The organism is Desulfocicer vacuolatum DSM 3385 (genome assembly GCF_900176365.1).
GTDB lineage: Bacteria > Desulfobacterota > Desulfobacteria > Desulfobacterales > Desulfobacteraceae > Desulfocicer > Desulfocicer vacuolatum.
Window position 1 is genome coordinate 1 of record NZ_FWXY01000005.1, and the last position, 15,559, is coordinate 15,559.

Sequence of the window (15,559 nt, forward strand, 5' to 3'; positions counted from 1 at the left end):
GGGATGGATATTTCTTATAAAGGGATATGGGGCTATGCTCCTTTGATTGTCTCATTGAATAGAACCCGCGAACCCCTTTACATTGTCAATCGATCAGGAAATGCGCCATCTCACCTTGGATCAGCCCACTGGATTGATAAAAGCCTTGACCTTGTTTGCCCTGATTTTGAAAAAGTGATACTGCGCGGGGATACAGATTTTAGCCTGACCGGCAATTTTGACAGATGGGATGAAAGGTGCACCTTTATCTTTGGTATGGATGCCAAAAAGAATTTGATAAAAAAAGCCTGTGATATCTCAGAAACAGAATGGCAGTTGTTCAATAAACCTCAGCGGGTGATAAAGACTCAGGAACGTGAAAAACCGGAAAACATAAAGGCCCAGGTAGTAAAAAATAGAAAATTTAAAAATCTTCAGACCGAATGCGAATTTTTTGCTGAATTTGAGTATCAGCCGGGAAAATGCCAGAAATCATATCGAATGATCGCTATCAGAAAAATAATCAATGTCTCAAAAGGAGAGGAACAACTTTTTGATGATTGTCGATTTTTTTTCTATATCACCAATGACCAGGTCAAAAGTACGGAATCATTGATTCATCTTTATCGGGATCGGGCAAACCATGAAAACGACATTGAACAGTTGAAGAATGGAGTTCAAGCCCTGAAAGCGCCTTCAAACACACTGAATTCCAATTGGGCCTATATGGTCATAGCCGCCTTGGCATGGGATCTCAAAGCATGGTGTGGCATGTTGATGCCTTACCGGGTTCTGGGGAATCAGATTATGAAAATGGAATTTAAGCGATTCATCCGTACCTTTATTAATATTCCATGTCTGATTATCAAAAAATCCAGAAAAATTGTCTATCGGATTGTCGGATATAATAATCAACTCAACCATGTTTTCAATTTTCTTTTCCTTTTGAAAAAATTTGAATTTTCATAATCAAGGGATAAACGGACAGCCATTTTAAACGGGTTGAAATGGTGAGTCATAACCCAATCATAGCAAAAGGAAGGCACCAAGTGATCATGACTAAAAATTGTAACACAAATATTTCTTAGGGAGAGTTGCGCTCTTTTTTTTCTTGTTTTTTTCAACTTCGTTTCAAAAGTATCTATATGGAATTATCGAAAATGTCCACGATCGAACCTTAATGAACACGCTTGTTTTAGGTTTAGATGTCTATATATGCAATGCAATATTAGGTTAAAACAAAATTAGCAAAGGCATTAAATGAAATTACTGTCTAAATTAACCCTTACCATAGTCGCAGTATCGCTTTTTACATTTGGGGTGGTGCTTTATGTTACCTGGATCTCCAACATAAAGGCATTAGAGACACAGGTTAAGGAAAAAATTGGGGCGATGGCAGTTAATATCATGGATAAGATAGATCGGGACCTTGCTGAAAGGATGCATAATCTGGAGACCATCTCCACTGATCCGATAATTATGTCCAGGGATTCCACTCCCCGGGACATCACTGAAAGATTGCTTGAATTCAGAAATATTTATAAAAGGTATATTTCCCTGTCTTTCTTTGACTTAGACCGAGTACGAATCGCGGACACCTCTGGACTGCATTTAGGTGTGAAGCAGGTCATGACAAAATACTGGGAGGATGTTTTACAAGACAAGTTGAGCATTGCATCAGACATCAGGGTTGCCGAAGAATTGAATAACCCTACTATCTATTTTGCCTCACTCGTGAAGGATAAGAACAGCCGGCCGTTCGGAGCTGTGATCTCCAGAATGTCGGTGGCTGCAGTGTACGACATAATAGGGAGAAACAATTCTACAGTACACATGGGAGAATGTTTGCGCATTAATCTATTGAACAAAGATGGTTTGATTATTTATTCTAATAATAACCGTAAAGGGATACTAAGAGAGAAATTTCCGGGCTGGGAAGAAGAAAATAATAATATTATCAAAGAAAAGGTAAATTTTAAAATTGGTACCCCTCCCGGAGAAGAAGAAATGATCATGGCTTTCTGCCACGAACAGGGCTATTTGGATTTTGAGGGAAATGGTTGGACGCTGTGTATCTATATTCCCACCCGTATCGTTTTTGCTCCGATTGTTGCATTAAAAAACACATGGTTGCTTATATTATTCCCCGGCATTATACTGATTTTTATTCTATCTTCCATTATTTCCATAAAGCTTTCTCGGCCTTTGAATAGGTTAAAGGACGCTGTGGTTATGCTCGGTAATGGCAAAGTAGATACCAGGGTTGAGATTAAATCCCGCGATGAGATCGGTGAGTTAAGCAAAGCCTTTAATCAGATGGCGGACGACATATCCAGAACTACGGTTTCCAAAACCTATGTTGATAATATCCTTACATCCATGATTAACACCCTCATTGTGCTCAATCCGGATGCTACGATTCGTACTGTTAATCAAGCCGCACTCCTTCTCTTGAAATATGAAGAGCAGGAACTTGTGGGGCATACAATCCATCTGATCATAAAAAAAGAAGAAGCGTCTTTCAAAAAACCGGAAATTGAAAAATTATTTCAAAAAGGTTCTATCGCAGGGGTTGAAATTACTTACCAGGCAAAAAATGGTGAGAAATATCCCATGTTAGTTTCTGCCTCTGTTATGAATGATAAAGACGAAAAAAACCGGGGGATTGTCATCACAGCACAGGACATCACCGAGCGTAAAGAGGCGGAAGAAAAATTGCGGAAAACCAGCCGGACACTGGGAATGATTCACGCATGCAACACGCTTCTCACACGGACCGGTGATGAGCGCTTGCTGCTTGAAGGGGTATGCAATTGCATTGTGGAGCAGACCGGATACCGATTGGTATGGGTCGGTCTTGCCGAGCAGGATGAAGTCAAGACCATACGTCCTGTGATCAGGGCCGGATACGAAGAAGACTATAACTATGCGGCAAAGCCCAGCTGGGCGGAAGACGGGCATGGCAGCGACCCTGCCGGTGCTGCCATCCGCACCGGCAGGCCCTGTATTATTGATAGCGTTGCGGCTGTGCCGGATTCTGCTCCCTGGATCAAGGAAAGAGCGATAAACGGCTATGGGTCGTTGATCGGACTGCCTCTTATGGATGGTGAAACAACCTTTGGTGTTTTAATCATTTGTGCCACAGAGCCCAGAGCCTTTGACGCCGAGGAAGTTGAGCTGCTGTCAGAAATGGCAAACGACCTGGGTTACGGCATTGTGGCGTTACGAACCCAGAGAAAGCACCAAGAAGCAGAGGAGAAGCTTACCTACCAAGCTTACCACGACAGCCTGACGGGCCTGCCCAACCGGGCCATGATCATGGAGAGCCTTACCTTTGCCCTGGCCCGGGCCAAACGTTTTTCGGGATCAGTGGCGATCCTTTTCATTGATCTGGATGATTTTAAGCTGATCAATGATATCCAGGGACACGAGGCAGGGGATGAGCTGTTGTGCCATGTTGCAGAGCGGCTGCGAGGTTCGATTCGAGAAACAGATATGGTGGCACGTCAGGGGGGAGACGAGTTCATCGTGCTCCTGACCAGCCATGACATCAACGGATTGTGGACGGTGAAACGCTTCGAAGAAGAAACCGCCGATGTTGCCCGGCGCATCATCAACATGATTAAGATTCCATTTCAGATCAAAGGACAGGAATCATACATCGGTGCCAGTATCGGTATCAGTCTGTTCCCAGACAACGCTAAGGATGCGCACACTCTTATGCAACAGGCGGACAGTGCCATGTACCACGCCAAAAAAAATGGCAAGGGGGGCTACCGGTTCTATTCCATAGAGTTGTCAGAGCGTGCTCATAAACGCCATTCGCTTACTACCCGCTTGCACCGGGCAATTGAACAGCAAGAATTTGTGCTTTTTTACCAGCCTTTTGTCGAATTGACCTCAGGGCAAATGGTTGGGGCTGAAGCGCTGATCCGCTGGCAGGAAAAAAAAGGACGCCTGATTCCGCCTGCCGATTTCCTGCCGGTTGCAGAAGATACCGGCCTGATTATTCCTATCAGCGACTGGGTCCTGATGGAGGTCTGTCGCCAGATCCGCGCCTGGCAGGATAAGGGCTTGGAACTGAAAGTTGCGGTGAATTTTTCGGTACGCCAGTTCTGGCAGGGAGATATCGTTTCTAAGGTGCTGGATGCCGTAAATAAATTCGGAATCCGGCACGATGCGCTGGAATTGGAAATCACCGAAAGCATGCTTAGTCTGGACCCGGTGCACACGGAGACCGTCCTCAGGCAGTTCAGCGACCATGGGTTGAGCATTTCCCTGGACGATTTCGGCACCGGATATTCTTCATTGAACCGGCTCAAGCGGTTCCCAATAGATAAGCTTAAAATTGACAAATCGTTCGTGGACGGCATTCCCGGAAAGGAAAACGATACCGCCATTGTAACGGCCATCACTCAACTGGCGCATAACTTAGGACTCCAAGCCCTGGCCGAGGGCATTGAGACCTTCGAGCAGTGGCGTTTTCTGCATGACCTGGGTTGTCGTTACGGCCAGGGGTACCATTTCAGCCGTCCTGTGCCAGCGAAGGAATTTGAGGCCATGCTGGAACGTGACCAATGCTGGACCCTTGAACACTTACTTTAATATGCCAATCCTTTCCAGAACGGTCCAAAGCCATAGCTTGCCTTGGAGGCTGCATTGTATATAACCGCCACGGGCGGACCGTATTCTGTCCTCGCTCCGCCCACAACAAAACTTGAAATACACCCCTGATTTGCGGAGTATTTCATATAAACTGCCACGGGCAGACCGTATCCTGGCTTCGGCCTGCCATTATCTCCATTTTAAAAATTTATTCTCCGTCTTTCTCCTCCAACCATGCCAGTTTGTTCACTCCTGATATGCTCTCAAGAATTGCACTTGTTTTGTCCCATGCAAAAGAGTTGTAATTGGTTATGAATTCATGTAAATATTTTTTTTTGGAACCATATGGGGAAATAACAACCTCAAAAGCAGTCATTTCATGGGATCGTAAACAATAAGGATATAGTGTGTTACTGGACATTCATTCTTTAAGCTGCACCATTGGAGAAAAATCAATTTTCACGCCACTGTCCTTTCAGGTGGATCATGGGGAACTGGTGTGCATTGAGGGCGGCTCAGGCAGGGGAAAATCCTCCCTGTTATTTGGTATCCGTGGGATCAGCCATGAAGAAAAAAAATACACCGGAAAAATTTTTTACAACAACGCCCCCGTGGACACCGCTGCCCGGCAGGGCATGGGGTTGATTTTACAAAATCCCCACTCCCAGATGGTATCCACCCTGGTGCGTGAAGAGTTGATGTTTGGAATGGAAAATGGTGCCCCCATGGATATCCGGGAACGCTTTCAAAAGGAAGTGGAGATTCTGGGGCTTGACTCCCTGCTGGATCAGTCAATCAGGACACTGTCCTCGGGCCAGAAACACTTGGTGGCCATTGCTGCTGCCGGGATTCGACATCCTGAATTGCTGTTAATGGATGAACCCTTTCTCTACCTTGATCCTGCTAATATTAGAAAAATTCTTGATTATATAAGCTATCTCCGAAAAAAGGGGGTGGGGGTGCTGCTCACCTCCCATCCCGGTATTATTCCTTCCCGGGAGGCAGAACAGGTTGTTTTGCTTGCCCCCCCACCCAAAAGAGTTTTATCCTTTCCTGAAATATCCCTTGCTGACCCTGCGGGAGAGCATGGAGGAAAAAAACTTATTCTTGACCGGGTGGGATACGGGTACGATGGTAAGTCACTGCTTGCGGCCAATATCTGCCTGGAATTCAGCCGGGGAAAGGAGTTCTGGATCGAAGGAAATAACGGCTCCGGTAAAACCACTTTACTCAATATTCTGTCCGGGGGCCGGGAACCTGAGTGGGGTGAAGTGATTGAAAGGGGAGGAAAAAACCCCTTTCGGGTGATAACCCTGACCCAGAATCCAGACAGACATTTTTTTGAACCCACCGTTAAAAAGGAGATGGCCGCCGCATTAATGGGTAAACAAAGGGATCTTGAAAAACTCAAGGCTGCCACCCATGAAATCAATATCCTTCTGGACTGTGTGGGGCTCGCCGGAAAAGCACAGGTGTCTCCATTTAAACTCTCCTTTGGTGAAAAAGTTCATCTGGCGGCGGCCCAGGCGGTTCTACTGCGTCCGGATTTTATCTTTGTGGATGATATTTTGGGTTTTCTGGATGGAGCGGAGCGAGAGCACCTGCTCTTTTTTTTACGCACGGCCATGGCCCGCACCGGTTGTGGTCTGGTGTTCACCAGCAGTCGGGGCCGATATGCCAATACCCCGGAGGCCATGGTTATCTGCCTGGGGGATTATTTACCCAAAGCGAAAGAAAAAATTTCCCACCCAACCTGTTATTCCGGTATCCCGGGAAAAAATGGAAAGCAAAAAAAACGCACAGGAGGGGTCTTTAAACAGATGCTCAAGGCATTCAAGGCCCCGGCCTATGATTATGTGCCTGGAACCTCACCGCTGCACAATGCTCCCCCCTGGATAAAAATGACCATCAATATGGCCATCTGGTTTCTCATCTACACCCTTGGACCCCGGGGATATCTCCCATTGGCTCTCCTTTTATTTTTTTATTATCTGCTCTCGGGCATGGGGGTGGGGCGTTTTCTGGCGGACAGTCGTTTTTTTGTGATTCAAAGTTTTGTGTTTGCCGTGTTTATGCCCATATTTCGCTGGGATATCAGTGCTGTCCGGGAGGGAGTCCTGGCCGGCGTCCGGGTGTGGCTGTTTTTTATTCCTGTGATGGTAATGATGCGGACCACCACCGTGGGGGAATGGATGTCCCTTTTTTCCCGGTTTTTGTCCCGGAATAAGAAACTGGCTATGGGTATTGCCTTTGGCCTGCTTCCCTGCATCACCGCCGATGCCAGGGAGATTATCCATATTCAGAGCCAAAAGGGATTAATGCCTGATAAAAAAGATCTGCTCCATCCCAAACAATTGTTTGTGGGCCTTAAAGCCTTGTTTATTCCCCTTTTGATTCTTATGGAAGATATCTGTACATTGGCGGGATTGTCGTTGAAACTCAAAGGAATGGAAGAGTGATGCATTATAAAAAAACAGCCCAGAAAACGGCCTCCGGATCAACGGTTCTAAGTGAAGCAGGGCCTGCAAAGGCCCAAGGGGAGAAAAACAAGAAATCACCTTTGACCATTTCAGAAACCATACTGTTGACCCTGTTTGCCCTGGTGTCAGTGGCTGTGAAACAGATGCTTCGGCTGGATCTAAACCTTCCCGGCCATTCCTATGTGGTGTATATTTTTTTTCTGGTATTTGGGCCGTGTTATGTGAACAAAAAAGGGGCCGCGGCTTACATGGGGATTGTGGCAGGTATCTTTGCGGTGATTGCCGGGTCCAGAAAGGGTGTTTTGGATATATTGCGGTTTTGCATGCCCGCCTTTTTTCTGGAATTGACCCGGTATCTGCCCACCCTGGGCCATCCCATGGTCAACCGGATGGTGGAAGGTGTGCTGGCAGCTCTGATCATGCACGGGGTTAAATCAGGGCTCAACCTTGTCACAGGAAAACCCCTGGAAGTGGTGTTGATAAAATTTTATCCCGGCCTTGTAACCTATCCCCTCATCGGGTGCGCCTGTGGGGTGTGTGCCTATTTCATGTATGGTGCGGTGCGGGAATACAAAGGCAAATAAACGGGAGACCGAATATTTACGGCCAGAGTTGTTTTATACGATCCTTGGTCAACGTGATCCACACCGGAGCCCCTGACGAATCCCGGCCGGCCTCCACCGGAAGCACCTGTCTGCCAGCCTGGAGAATGATTTTTACCTTGTCATCCCCCAGCACAACATGTTGATTCATATCCAGAGGATCACCGTTAAGGGGTTTGACCACATCCACAAAGGAATGTCTGCACAGGGCATCCACGCCCATGGTGGTACCGCTTTTATCAAAATGGTACCATCCCCGGAATCGCCCGTCATTGCCCCCCAGTCTTAAGCCCACCCCTGCCAGGGCACCGATGATGCCGTCTCCGGTACCGCCGTGCTCTGATAGATGAATTCCCAGATCTGCGGCCAGCGCATAGGCCATGGGTTTGTTTAATACGGTGTCTTTGGCCTTGTTGCCATAGGCCATGAGGCGTTTTTTATCCAGCGCTTCATTGTCCACAGCAACGCAAAGACCTGCATCAGAGCCCGGTGCACTTTCAATTTCAAGCCCTTTTTGCATGAAATCAATGAGGGGCTGCAGGGTCTTTCCATCAATGTTGGCCTTAAAGCACATGGAACTGTTGTGGGAGGTGTATGGGATATCCTCGTGCACAAACAGTTGATGGCGGCTGATGGATGTGCAATTGCCCCATCCTTTTTTTTCAATGGCTTCGGCAAACAACTGGGACAGCTGCCCTGTGCCTCTGCTCTCAAGATTATCGGTATCGTCTATGCATACAAGAATTTTCATTTTTCACCGGTTTGTTTTTTTGTTATGAAAAGGCAAGCTAAGGCGAGCCGCCCCCCGACGGGCAATAGGAACCGGACAATTGAGCTGTCTACAGTTCCGGTCCGGGACCATTGCCCGTTGGGGGGCGGCGGTATAATACCATTTGGCTTCGCGTCTACGACCCTATGTTTGTTGTGGGCAGATCGGGATCGGAATAAGGTGATCTGTCATTAAAACCGGAGCACAGCCCCCACATAGAAAGTACGGCCCTGGGCAGGGTAGCCATAACTTTGTTCGTAATCTTCATCCAAAAGATTTGCTGCCCTTAAATAGACTTCCAGGGCATCTTCAAAAAGCGTTTGTGATACTTTGCAGTCAATGATTTGAAAATCATCCAGCTTGGCTTTTTCCAGGGGAGATTTTTTGCTGTAGTAGTATTGGTCTGCCACATGGAGAAAAGAGGCCTGGGCCGTTAAACCAAAGGGAAACTGATATGTTCCCTCCACGGAAAATTTCTGTTCAGGTCGATTCTGGAGCTCATCTTTTTCCGTGTTGTCAGACTTGTCCTTGGAGGTCATAAACGCCGCAGAGCCGGTGAGGGTGAGATTTTCAACAAAGGTGTTTACCACCTCAAACTCAACGCCTTTGAAATGATAGTCTTCATAATTTCTGTAGATATCATCCACATCCTTTTCAATGAAATCTTCAGCATCTTTGATGTAACCGGTGACAGACACGGTGGTGGCTGCGGGCAGTTCCTGGGAAATCCCCAGTTCCCAGTTGTGGATGGTTTCCGGGGTGAGATCCGGGTTACCTGCATCCAGGGAGTAGAGCTGCTTGGTGCTGGGAAATTTGATGCTTCGACTCCAGGAACCTTTTATTGTGGTGCCGGGTATCAAATCATAGGAAAGTCCTGCCATGCAGGAAAAATCATCTTCATCATTCCCTGTATCCTTGTCCATGGCGTGATATCCAAATCCCACCACTGCCTTTAACTGCTCGGTGATTCGGGTGCTGTACTCCAGGGCAAGGCTGGCAAAATCAAGGTCTGTGTCAATGTCAAAGGCTTGTTCTTTTCCTTTTTTATCGATTTCATACCCATTGGATTCCCAGGAATCTCTTTCATAAAGGGCCGCAAGGGTGATGCGGTCCGATGCCCGGGGAAGCCAGGCAAGCTGTAGATTCACCCCGTTTACCTTGCTGGTGGCATCCTCATCATATCCGCCTTTTTTGGAAATGGTGGTGTAGGTGTCATCATCATAACGCTTGCTGGTGGTATCGCCCTGGCTGGCAAACACCCATCCCCGCAGCTGTAGGGGAACGCTAAAAGTATAATCAAATGCCGCTTGCAGTGATTGGGTTTCAACTTCTTCTGTGCGATCGTATTTTACGCTGGAAGCAAACAGATCTTTTTTGTTGTTGATGGTGGAAGGTGGTGTGCCGTTTTCTCCGTCCTGGTAATTAAAGGTTATTCCAAGATTGAGTGCGTCTGTGGCAGCATAATTAAGTCCCACAAAAGCGGTCTGACGTTCAAAATCACTGTTTTCCCGGGTGTCATCCGCCTGCATGGAGGTGTTGTCAAAATCGCCGGACAGTTCCACGTCATCCAAGGTGGTGCTGCCAAGACTGACCACAGCGTCTGCCTTATCAGTACCGCCGGTGACGGTGGCATTGGTGGAATAATATCCGTTTTCCCCCAACTCGTTCAAAAGGGTAACATGGGGGATTTTGTCGCCGGTTTTGGTGATGATGTTGATGATGCCGGCACTGCCGTTGGCACCGTAAAGCACGGAGCCTCCGCCGGTGGTTACCTTGATGCGGGCAATGTTGTCCACGGGTATGGTGGTGGGATCAAATTGACCGTCATAGGTATCTTTAATGGGAATACCGTTGAGTAATAACAAAACATGACGGGTGCGAAGGCCCCGGATATCAATTCTGGGGATATTGGCCGCAGCTTGACGGACATAAACACCGGGGATGAGTTTTAACGCCTCATTCAGGGTTCTTACGCCCCTTTTTTCAATGTCCATGGCCGTTACCGTGTGCACCGTGGCCACGGATTCTGCAGAATTAACCTGATCGGTGACCACCACCTCTCCCAGATCATAAAAAGGGGACGATTTCTGGGCAAAAACCGTTGATATAAATGTGCATAAGAATAAAATTAAATAAAAGGATAATATTTTTTTCATGAATTCCTCCTGATTATCAATAAAATGGTGCATTCCATTGTCAATACGCAGTTGTTAATAATCCAACCTTTCTTAATATTTTAGGATCGTTTTCTACTGATATTTGCCCAATCAGTCAAGTTTTATTGTTAGTATGGGTATTTTCTCGGTGTTTATTTAATGGGAGGGGATGCAGCTGCTCAATGATAGGTTTTTTTGACAATTTGTTCCATTGTATAACATTTTTATTTTTTTGCCGGGGTTTTATGTGAAATACTCCGCAAATCAGGGGTGTATTTCAGGCTTTGTTGTGGGTGGAGCGGGGACAGAATACGGTCCCCGTGGCAGTTATAAATATGTTGTAAAGCAGCAATTCTAATTGTGAAGGTTGATGTTTTTTTGTGTGATGACAATGCTGTAGGATTTAAAACTGACAAAACTATTGAATGATATAGAAATCACCCATATAATTTGGTAAATATTCGGTCAGCTCCTCATCTTCATCTGTTTTGGTCTGCTAACCTGACATTAGTATGCGACGCAGCCCCAGACAGGCAAATATGGGGCACTGTCCAAACCTTTACACAAGCAAGCCGAATATTTACTATAATTGTAGCGCATAAGGATAGATTAACGAGATTTAAATTCAATTGTTTTCCCAAGGATGTCTCTTGATTTGACCCCATGATTTCGCCAATTGCGGCAGCTGGCCAATGCTATGACCAAACCCTGATTTTGTTTTCCAAGGAAATCCATGCAAATTAAAAATATTGAAAAAATAACTGAGCAAACCCATTTAAACCTCTTTTCCATTTCCTATGTGGATCAAAGGAGCCATGAAAAATCATGGGTATTTGCATCCAGAAAAAAGGTGCCCGAGGTGGCAGATAACAATTTTCCCCTTGCCGATGCCGTTGTCATTGTCCCCTTTCACCGGGAGGAGAAAAAACTTGTGATGATCCGGGAATTTTGGGTGCCCCTGGGGGGATTTCAGTATGGGTTTCCCGCAGGGCTTGTGGACCCCGGTGAAACCATTGAAATGGCAGCAGCAAGGGAGCTCAAAGAAGAGACCGGTTTTGCCCTTAAAACCGTTTTGCGGACAAGCCCTCCCATTTACTCTTCATCCGGCATGACAGATGAATCTGTTTCCCTTGTATTTGCCGCCTGTGACGGAAAAGAAAGCCTGGAAGGCAATGAGGATTCTGAAGAGATCAGCGTGCTTTTGCTTTCCCGGGAGGATGCAAAGGGGCTTTTAAATACCCCGGAATTAAAGTTTGATGTGAAATCCTGGATTATTTTGGAACACTTTGTAAAAACCGGAACTATTTAAATGTTTGCAAATTTTATTTATCTTCTGGTGGCCCTGGTGCTTTACTCCACCTGCGATTATCCAGGGGCGGATGTGGCCATTCCTGATTATGGGATGGGAATTGCACTGGGTCTGGTGGCGCTTTTCTGGTGGGGCTGTCGATTTTTTTTTAACCGCCTTGAAAAAAAGATAAAACATGGTTTTGTCCCGGAGCTGAATATCTCCATGGACAAGCTCATTGCCAGGTTTTCCATGGGAGCGCTTTGCCTTTTTGCCGTGGATCTTTATTTGTTGCACCTGAATCAACTCCTGGCTGATTTCAAAATTTTTAAGATTTTTCCCACCCTGGAAGCCCTGGTTTTTATGGGGTTGTTTTTGCTTTATCTTGTCATTGTCTGGGCCTGTGCCTGGCCTGTGCAGAAAAAATATTTTTCCGGTACATTATCCCAAAAAGAGTTTATACGTTCCAATATCTCTTTTTCCCTGCCAGCTTTGTTACCATGGTTTCTGGTTTCCATTCTGGCGGATTTACTGGAACTGCTTCCCTTTGAACAGCCCGGAGCATTTCTTGCCACCCCCCTGGGCGAAGTTGTGTATGTACTCACCTTTATGGTGGCCATTGCCGCATTGGGGCCTTTTTTAATTCAGAAGGTGTGGGGATGTCACTCTTTGAACCCGGGACCCATACGGCAACGCATTGAACAATTATGTCGCAGGGCCGGTGTGAAATATCGTGATATCCTCAAATGGGAGCTGTTTGGCGGTTCCATGATCACCGCCGGTGTCATGGGAATCTGGGGACGATTTAGGTATATTCTGGTGACTCCTTCTTTAATGTCTCTGCTTGGAAATGGGGAATTGGATGCTGTGATTGTCCATGAAATCGGCCATGTGGAAAATCGTCACATTCATTTTTATCTGTTGTTCTTTGTGGGATATATTGCCTGCATCTATGCTTTCCTGGACCCACTGATCATGATTATTGTTTCCGGCCCCATGCTGGAAGTGATGGCATTTGCGGGCATCTCCCGGGAAGCAATGATGACCTTGGTGCTCAGTTGTGTGCTTATTTTATTGTTTGTCCTTTATTTTAGATATGGCTTTGGGTTTTACATGAGAAATTTTGAACGCCAAGCCGATCTTCATGTGTATCAATATTTGCCCAATGCAAGATCCATGATCACCACATTCCATAAAATAGCAGCCCACAGTCACCAGCCCTGGGACAAGCCCAACTGGCATCATTTCAGCATTAAGGAACGGGTACATTTTCTGGCCCGGTGTGAGGCAGATCACTTGCTCATTAAGGGGCACCATAAGAAAGTGCGTGCCATGATGTGGGGATATATTGTCTTTCTGGCTGGGGTGTGCATTTTGGCATATTATTTGAATTTTGGTCCCGGCAAAGTCGGTATCAATCAATATGTAACGGAAAAAATTGTTCTCCAGAACCTGGAGCAACGGGGAAATGACCTGGAAGCTCAGCTTCTGGCCGGGGATTATTATTACGAGACCGGGGCCTTTGATAAGGCCATTGTGTTTTACCAGACCGCCATTGAGAATGATCCAGATAATGCCCATGCATTGAATAATCTTGCCTGGCTCTATGCCACCTGCAAGGATTTTTCCCATCGTAATCCCCCAAGGGCTTTAACCCTGGCAAAACAAGCCGTATCTGTGGATCGTTCCCCCCATGTCTTGGACACCTTTGCCGAGGCATTGTTTATTAACGGGCATCTTGAGCAGGCCCTTAAGGTGGCAAAACAAGCCCTTGAAACAGCCGAGGATAGAAGAGACTATTACCAAGAGCAGGTGGCACGGTTCAAAAAATCACTTTCTATTTGACCAGCTGATTCATTTCAAAGATGGGCAGGCACACCGACAGTACAATAAATCCCACAACCACGCCCATGACAAGGATGATCACAGGTTCCAGCATGGCAGTCATGGCCGTAAGGGAGGTGTCCACCTCTTTTTCATAAAAGGCGGCGGTGCGTTCCAGCATTTTTTCCAGGGTGCCGCTTTTTTCCCCCACCTTGATCATCTGGGTGGCCAGGGGAGGAAAGGCACTGTGCTGCTCCAGGGCACGCCCCAGCTCTCCCCCCTGCTGTACTTCGGTTTCTGCCTGGGTGACAATACCGGAAAGAACTTTATTTCCAATGATGCTCTTTGCAATGTCAAGGGCTGTCAAAACCGGAACCCCATGTTCCAGAAGCGACCCCAGTATCCGTGAAAATCTTGCAGCTGCGGATTTTTTTAAGAGGGAACCGATTTTGGGAAGCATGAAAATGGTTTTATCAATGAAAAAAGCGCCTTTTTCTGTTCTTTTGAGCAGATAAAATCCTGCAGCCATCATCAAAACCGTCAACACTAAAACCCACCAGAAGGATTTTAAAAAATCGCTCACCGTAATGAGAAACCGGGTGGGGCCGGGCAGGGTCTGATTCATGTCAGAAAATATACCCACAAGGCCCGGCACAATATAGGTGAGCAAAAATAAAAGCACCAGCACCCCCACCAGGGCCATGAGTACAGGATACGCAAGGGATGCCTGTATCTTTGACCGGGTCTCTTCCTGGTTTTCCATGAGATCGGCCAGGCGTTCCAGCACAATGTCCAGGGTGCCGGAAGATTCCCCGGCTTTTACCATGTTGATATAAATGGGGGTGAAAATGGAAGGATAAAGGGACAGGGCCTGGGAAAAACTGCTGCCCTCTTCAATGGCGTTTTTCATTTTGGATATCACTTTGATCAATGATTTGGACGGGGTCTGTAAAACCAATGTATTCAGGGCCGAAACAAGATTGAATCCGGCAGATACAAGGGTGGCCAGTTGTCGAGTCATCATGGAAATCTCCCCTTTGGATATTCTGGAGAAAATCATGGTTCCGGTACTGGACAATTTTCCGTCAGCCCCCCTATGGGTGGTTTCCGCGTTGATTTCATTGATGGAGACAAGGTACACGGCTTTTTTTTTCAAAAGTGATCCTGCAGCGGTTTTGCTGTCTGCTGTGATCAGTCCCTGCTCTTTTTTTCCCTTGCGGTTCAGGGCCGTATATTCAAAGGTGGTCATGGATCATGCAGCCTTTCTTTGTTTAAAAGTGCATGGCAGGCATTGCCTGTTTTTCAGTCATTATTAATTTACATTAATTATCACCATGAAAAATCAGGTCAAGGCTTAATGTTGCCGACAGCCGCAAAGGGTATGTTCTTCTTGACAGCGGCAGGTGCTATGGTAAATAAAGGGATTGAGTGAATGGTATAAAAATAGAAAATAAACGTTTATTATCCATTAATAAGGAATAAAATCAATGATTATCATTTCAAACGTGACCTATCCGCCGGAAAGTGCCAAAGAAGTGGCCAGGCGATTTTTAACAGCACCGGTGCTGCCCGATTATCTGACCAAAAAAGGCCCTTATATTTCTGCGGATGTTAAAAAAGGTATTCATTCCATTACCTTTTATGAACTTGACAATGCGCGGCTTGCCCAGGGTTTGGTTGCTGTGGGAGAAAGCATGGCGGTCTACATTGGGGTGCCGGGATATAAGTATGAAATAAAAACCTATCTTGAAATTGAAGAAGGGCTTGGAATCATCGGGGCTTAATCATATTCCCCGGAAGAAAATCCATTCCCCTGCATTCTGTGGATGATGCAGGGGAATATTTGTTGTGGAAAG

At 46.3% G+C, this 15,559-nt stretch carries 12 protein-coding genes; 8 read left to right on the forward strand and 4 right to left on the reverse strand.

All coding sequences use genetic code 11. The features are described 5' to 3' along the window. Together B9A32_RS05810 and B9A32_RS05815 are read left to right on the forward strand one after the other, a co-directional pair. Nucleotides 1-948, forward strand: a 948-nt coding sequence (locus B9A32_RS05810) for an IS1380 family transposase (protein WP_139795727.1), incomplete at its 5' end; no start/stop codon positions are given. A 291-nt stretch (nt 949-1,239) separates the two neighbouring features. After that, on the forward strand, nt 1,240-4,584 hold the full coding sequence (locus tag B9A32_RS05815; protein ID WP_084067458.1) for an EAL domain-containing protein: 3,345 nt from the start codon (nt 1,240-1,242) through the stop codon (nt 4,582-4,584). Here the strand turns inward: B9A32_RS05815 and B9A32_RS21570 are convergent. Beyond that, nucleotides 4,581-4,730 (reverse strand): hypothetical protein, encoded by a 150-nt coding sequence (locus B9A32_RS21570; protein ID WP_212637798.1) that lies wholly within the window; start codon nt 4,728-4,730, stop codon nt 4,581-4,583. The genes B9A32_RS05815 and B9A32_RS21570 overlap by 4 nt on opposite strands. Before the next feature lie 261 nt (nt 4,731-4,991). On the opposite strand from B9A32_RS21570, the gene B9A32_RS05825 reads away from it, so the two are divergent. Together B9A32_RS05825 and B9A32_RS05830 are read left to right on the forward strand one after the other, a co-directional pair. Further along, on the forward strand, nt 4,992-7,043 hold the full coding sequence (locus B9A32_RS05825) for an ATP-binding cassette domain-containing protein (RefSeq protein ID WP_084067460.1): 2,052 nt from the start codon (nt 4,992-4,994) through the stop codon (nt 7,041-7,043). After that, nucleotides 7,040-7,648, forward strand: a complete 609-nt coding sequence (locus B9A32_RS05830; protein WP_212637800.1) for a hypothetical protein — start codon at nt 7,040-7,042, stop codon at nt 7,646-7,648. Before B9A32_RS05825 ends, B9A32_RS05830 begins: the two co-directional genes overlap by 4 nt. A gap of 16 nt (nt 7,649-7,664) precedes the next feature. On the opposite strand, the gene B9A32_RS05835 is transcribed toward B9A32_RS05830, so the two are convergent. Together B9A32_RS05835 and B9A32_RS05840 are read right to left on the reverse strand one after the other, a co-directional pair. Beyond that, on the reverse strand, nt 7,665-8,417 hold the full coding sequence (locus tag B9A32_RS05835; protein WP_084067462.1) for a hypothetical protein: 753 nt from the start codon (nt 8,415-8,417) through the stop codon (nt 7,665-7,667). Between the two features lie 209 nt (nt 8,418-8,626). Next, on the reverse strand, nt 8,627-10,591 hold the full coding sequence (locus tag B9A32_RS05840) for a TonB-dependent receptor (protein WP_170923720.1): 1,965 nt from the start codon (nt 10,589-10,591) through the stop codon (nt 8,627-8,629). Nucleotides 10,592-11,324: 733 nt separating this feature from the next. Between B9A32_RS05840 and B9A32_RS05845 the strand changes: the two genes are divergently transcribed. Both B9A32_RS05845 and B9A32_RS05850 read left to right on the forward strand, forming a co-directional pair. Beyond that, nucleotides 11,325-11,900 carry an NUDIX domain-containing protein gene (locus tag B9A32_RS05845; protein WP_084067464.1) on the forward strand — a complete coding sequence of 192 codons (576 nt, stop codon included), beginning with the start codon at nt 11,325-11,327 and terminating at the stop codon, nt 11,898-11,900. After that, a complete protein-coding gene (locus B9A32_RS05850; protein ID WP_139795728.1) occupies nt 11,901-13,724 on the forward strand; it encodes a M48 family metallopeptidase in 1,824 nt (607 codons plus the stop codon). On the opposite strand, the gene gspF is transcribed toward B9A32_RS05850, so the two are convergent. After that, nucleotides 13,717-14,952: a type II secretion system inner membrane protein GspF gene (gene gspF / locus B9A32_RS05855; protein WP_084067465.1), complete on the reverse strand. Its 1,236-nt coding sequence runs from the start codon at nt 14,950-14,952 to the stop codon at nt 13,717-13,719. The two genes, B9A32_RS05850 and gspF, sit on opposite strands and share 8 nt — an antisense overlap. A gap of 18 nt (nt 14,953-14,970) precedes the next feature. Between gspF and B9A32_RS21575 the strand changes: the two genes are divergently transcribed. Both B9A32_RS21575 and B9A32_RS05860 read left to right on the forward strand, forming a co-directional pair. Then, nucleotides 14,971-15,135, forward strand: a complete 165-nt coding sequence (locus B9A32_RS21575; protein ID WP_212637802.1) for a hypothetical protein — start codon at nt 14,971-14,973, stop codon at nt 15,133-15,135. 55 nt (nt 15,136-15,190) lie between these two features. After that, on the forward strand, nt 15,191-15,487 hold the full coding sequence (locus tag B9A32_RS05860) for a hypothetical protein (protein WP_084067466.1): 297 nt from the start codon (nt 15,191-15,193) through the stop codon (nt 15,485-15,487). Nucleotides 15,488-15,559: the final 72 nt, after the last annotated feature.

Excerpts from the sequence above, each read along its gene's own strand:
- B9A32_RS05815 (WP_084067458.1), top strand. The coding sequence starts at position 1,240 with ATGAAATTACTGTCTAAATTAACCCTTACCATAGTCGCAGTATCGCTT.
- B9A32_RS21570 (WP_212637798.1), bottom strand. The coding sequence starts at position 4,730 with ATGAAATACTCCGCAAATCAGGGGTGTATTTCAAGTTTTGTTGTGGGC.
- B9A32_RS05835 (WP_084067462.1), bottom strand. The coding sequence starts at position 8,417 with ATGAAAATTCTTGTATGCATAGACGATACCGATAATCTTGAGAGCAGA.
- B9A32_RS05840 (WP_170923720.1), bottom strand. The coding sequence starts at position 10,591 with ATGAAAAAAATATTATCCTTTTATTTAATTTTATTCTTATGCACATTT.
- B9A32_RS05845 (WP_084067464.1), top strand. The coding sequence starts at position 11,325 with ATGCAAATTAAAAATATTGAAAAAATAACTGAGCAAACCCATTTAAAC.
- B9A32_RS05850 (WP_139795728.1), top strand. The coding sequence starts at position 11,901 with ATGTTTGCAAATTTTATTTATCTTCTGGTGGCCCTGGTGCTTTACTCC.
- gspF (WP_084067465.1), bottom strand. The coding sequence starts at position 14,952 with ATGACCACCTTTGAATATACGGCCCTGAACCGCAAGGGAAAAAAAGAG.
- B9A32_RS05860 (WP_084067466.1), top strand. The coding sequence starts at position 15,191 with ATGATTATCATTTCAAACGTGACCTATCCGCCGGAAAGTGCCAAAGAA.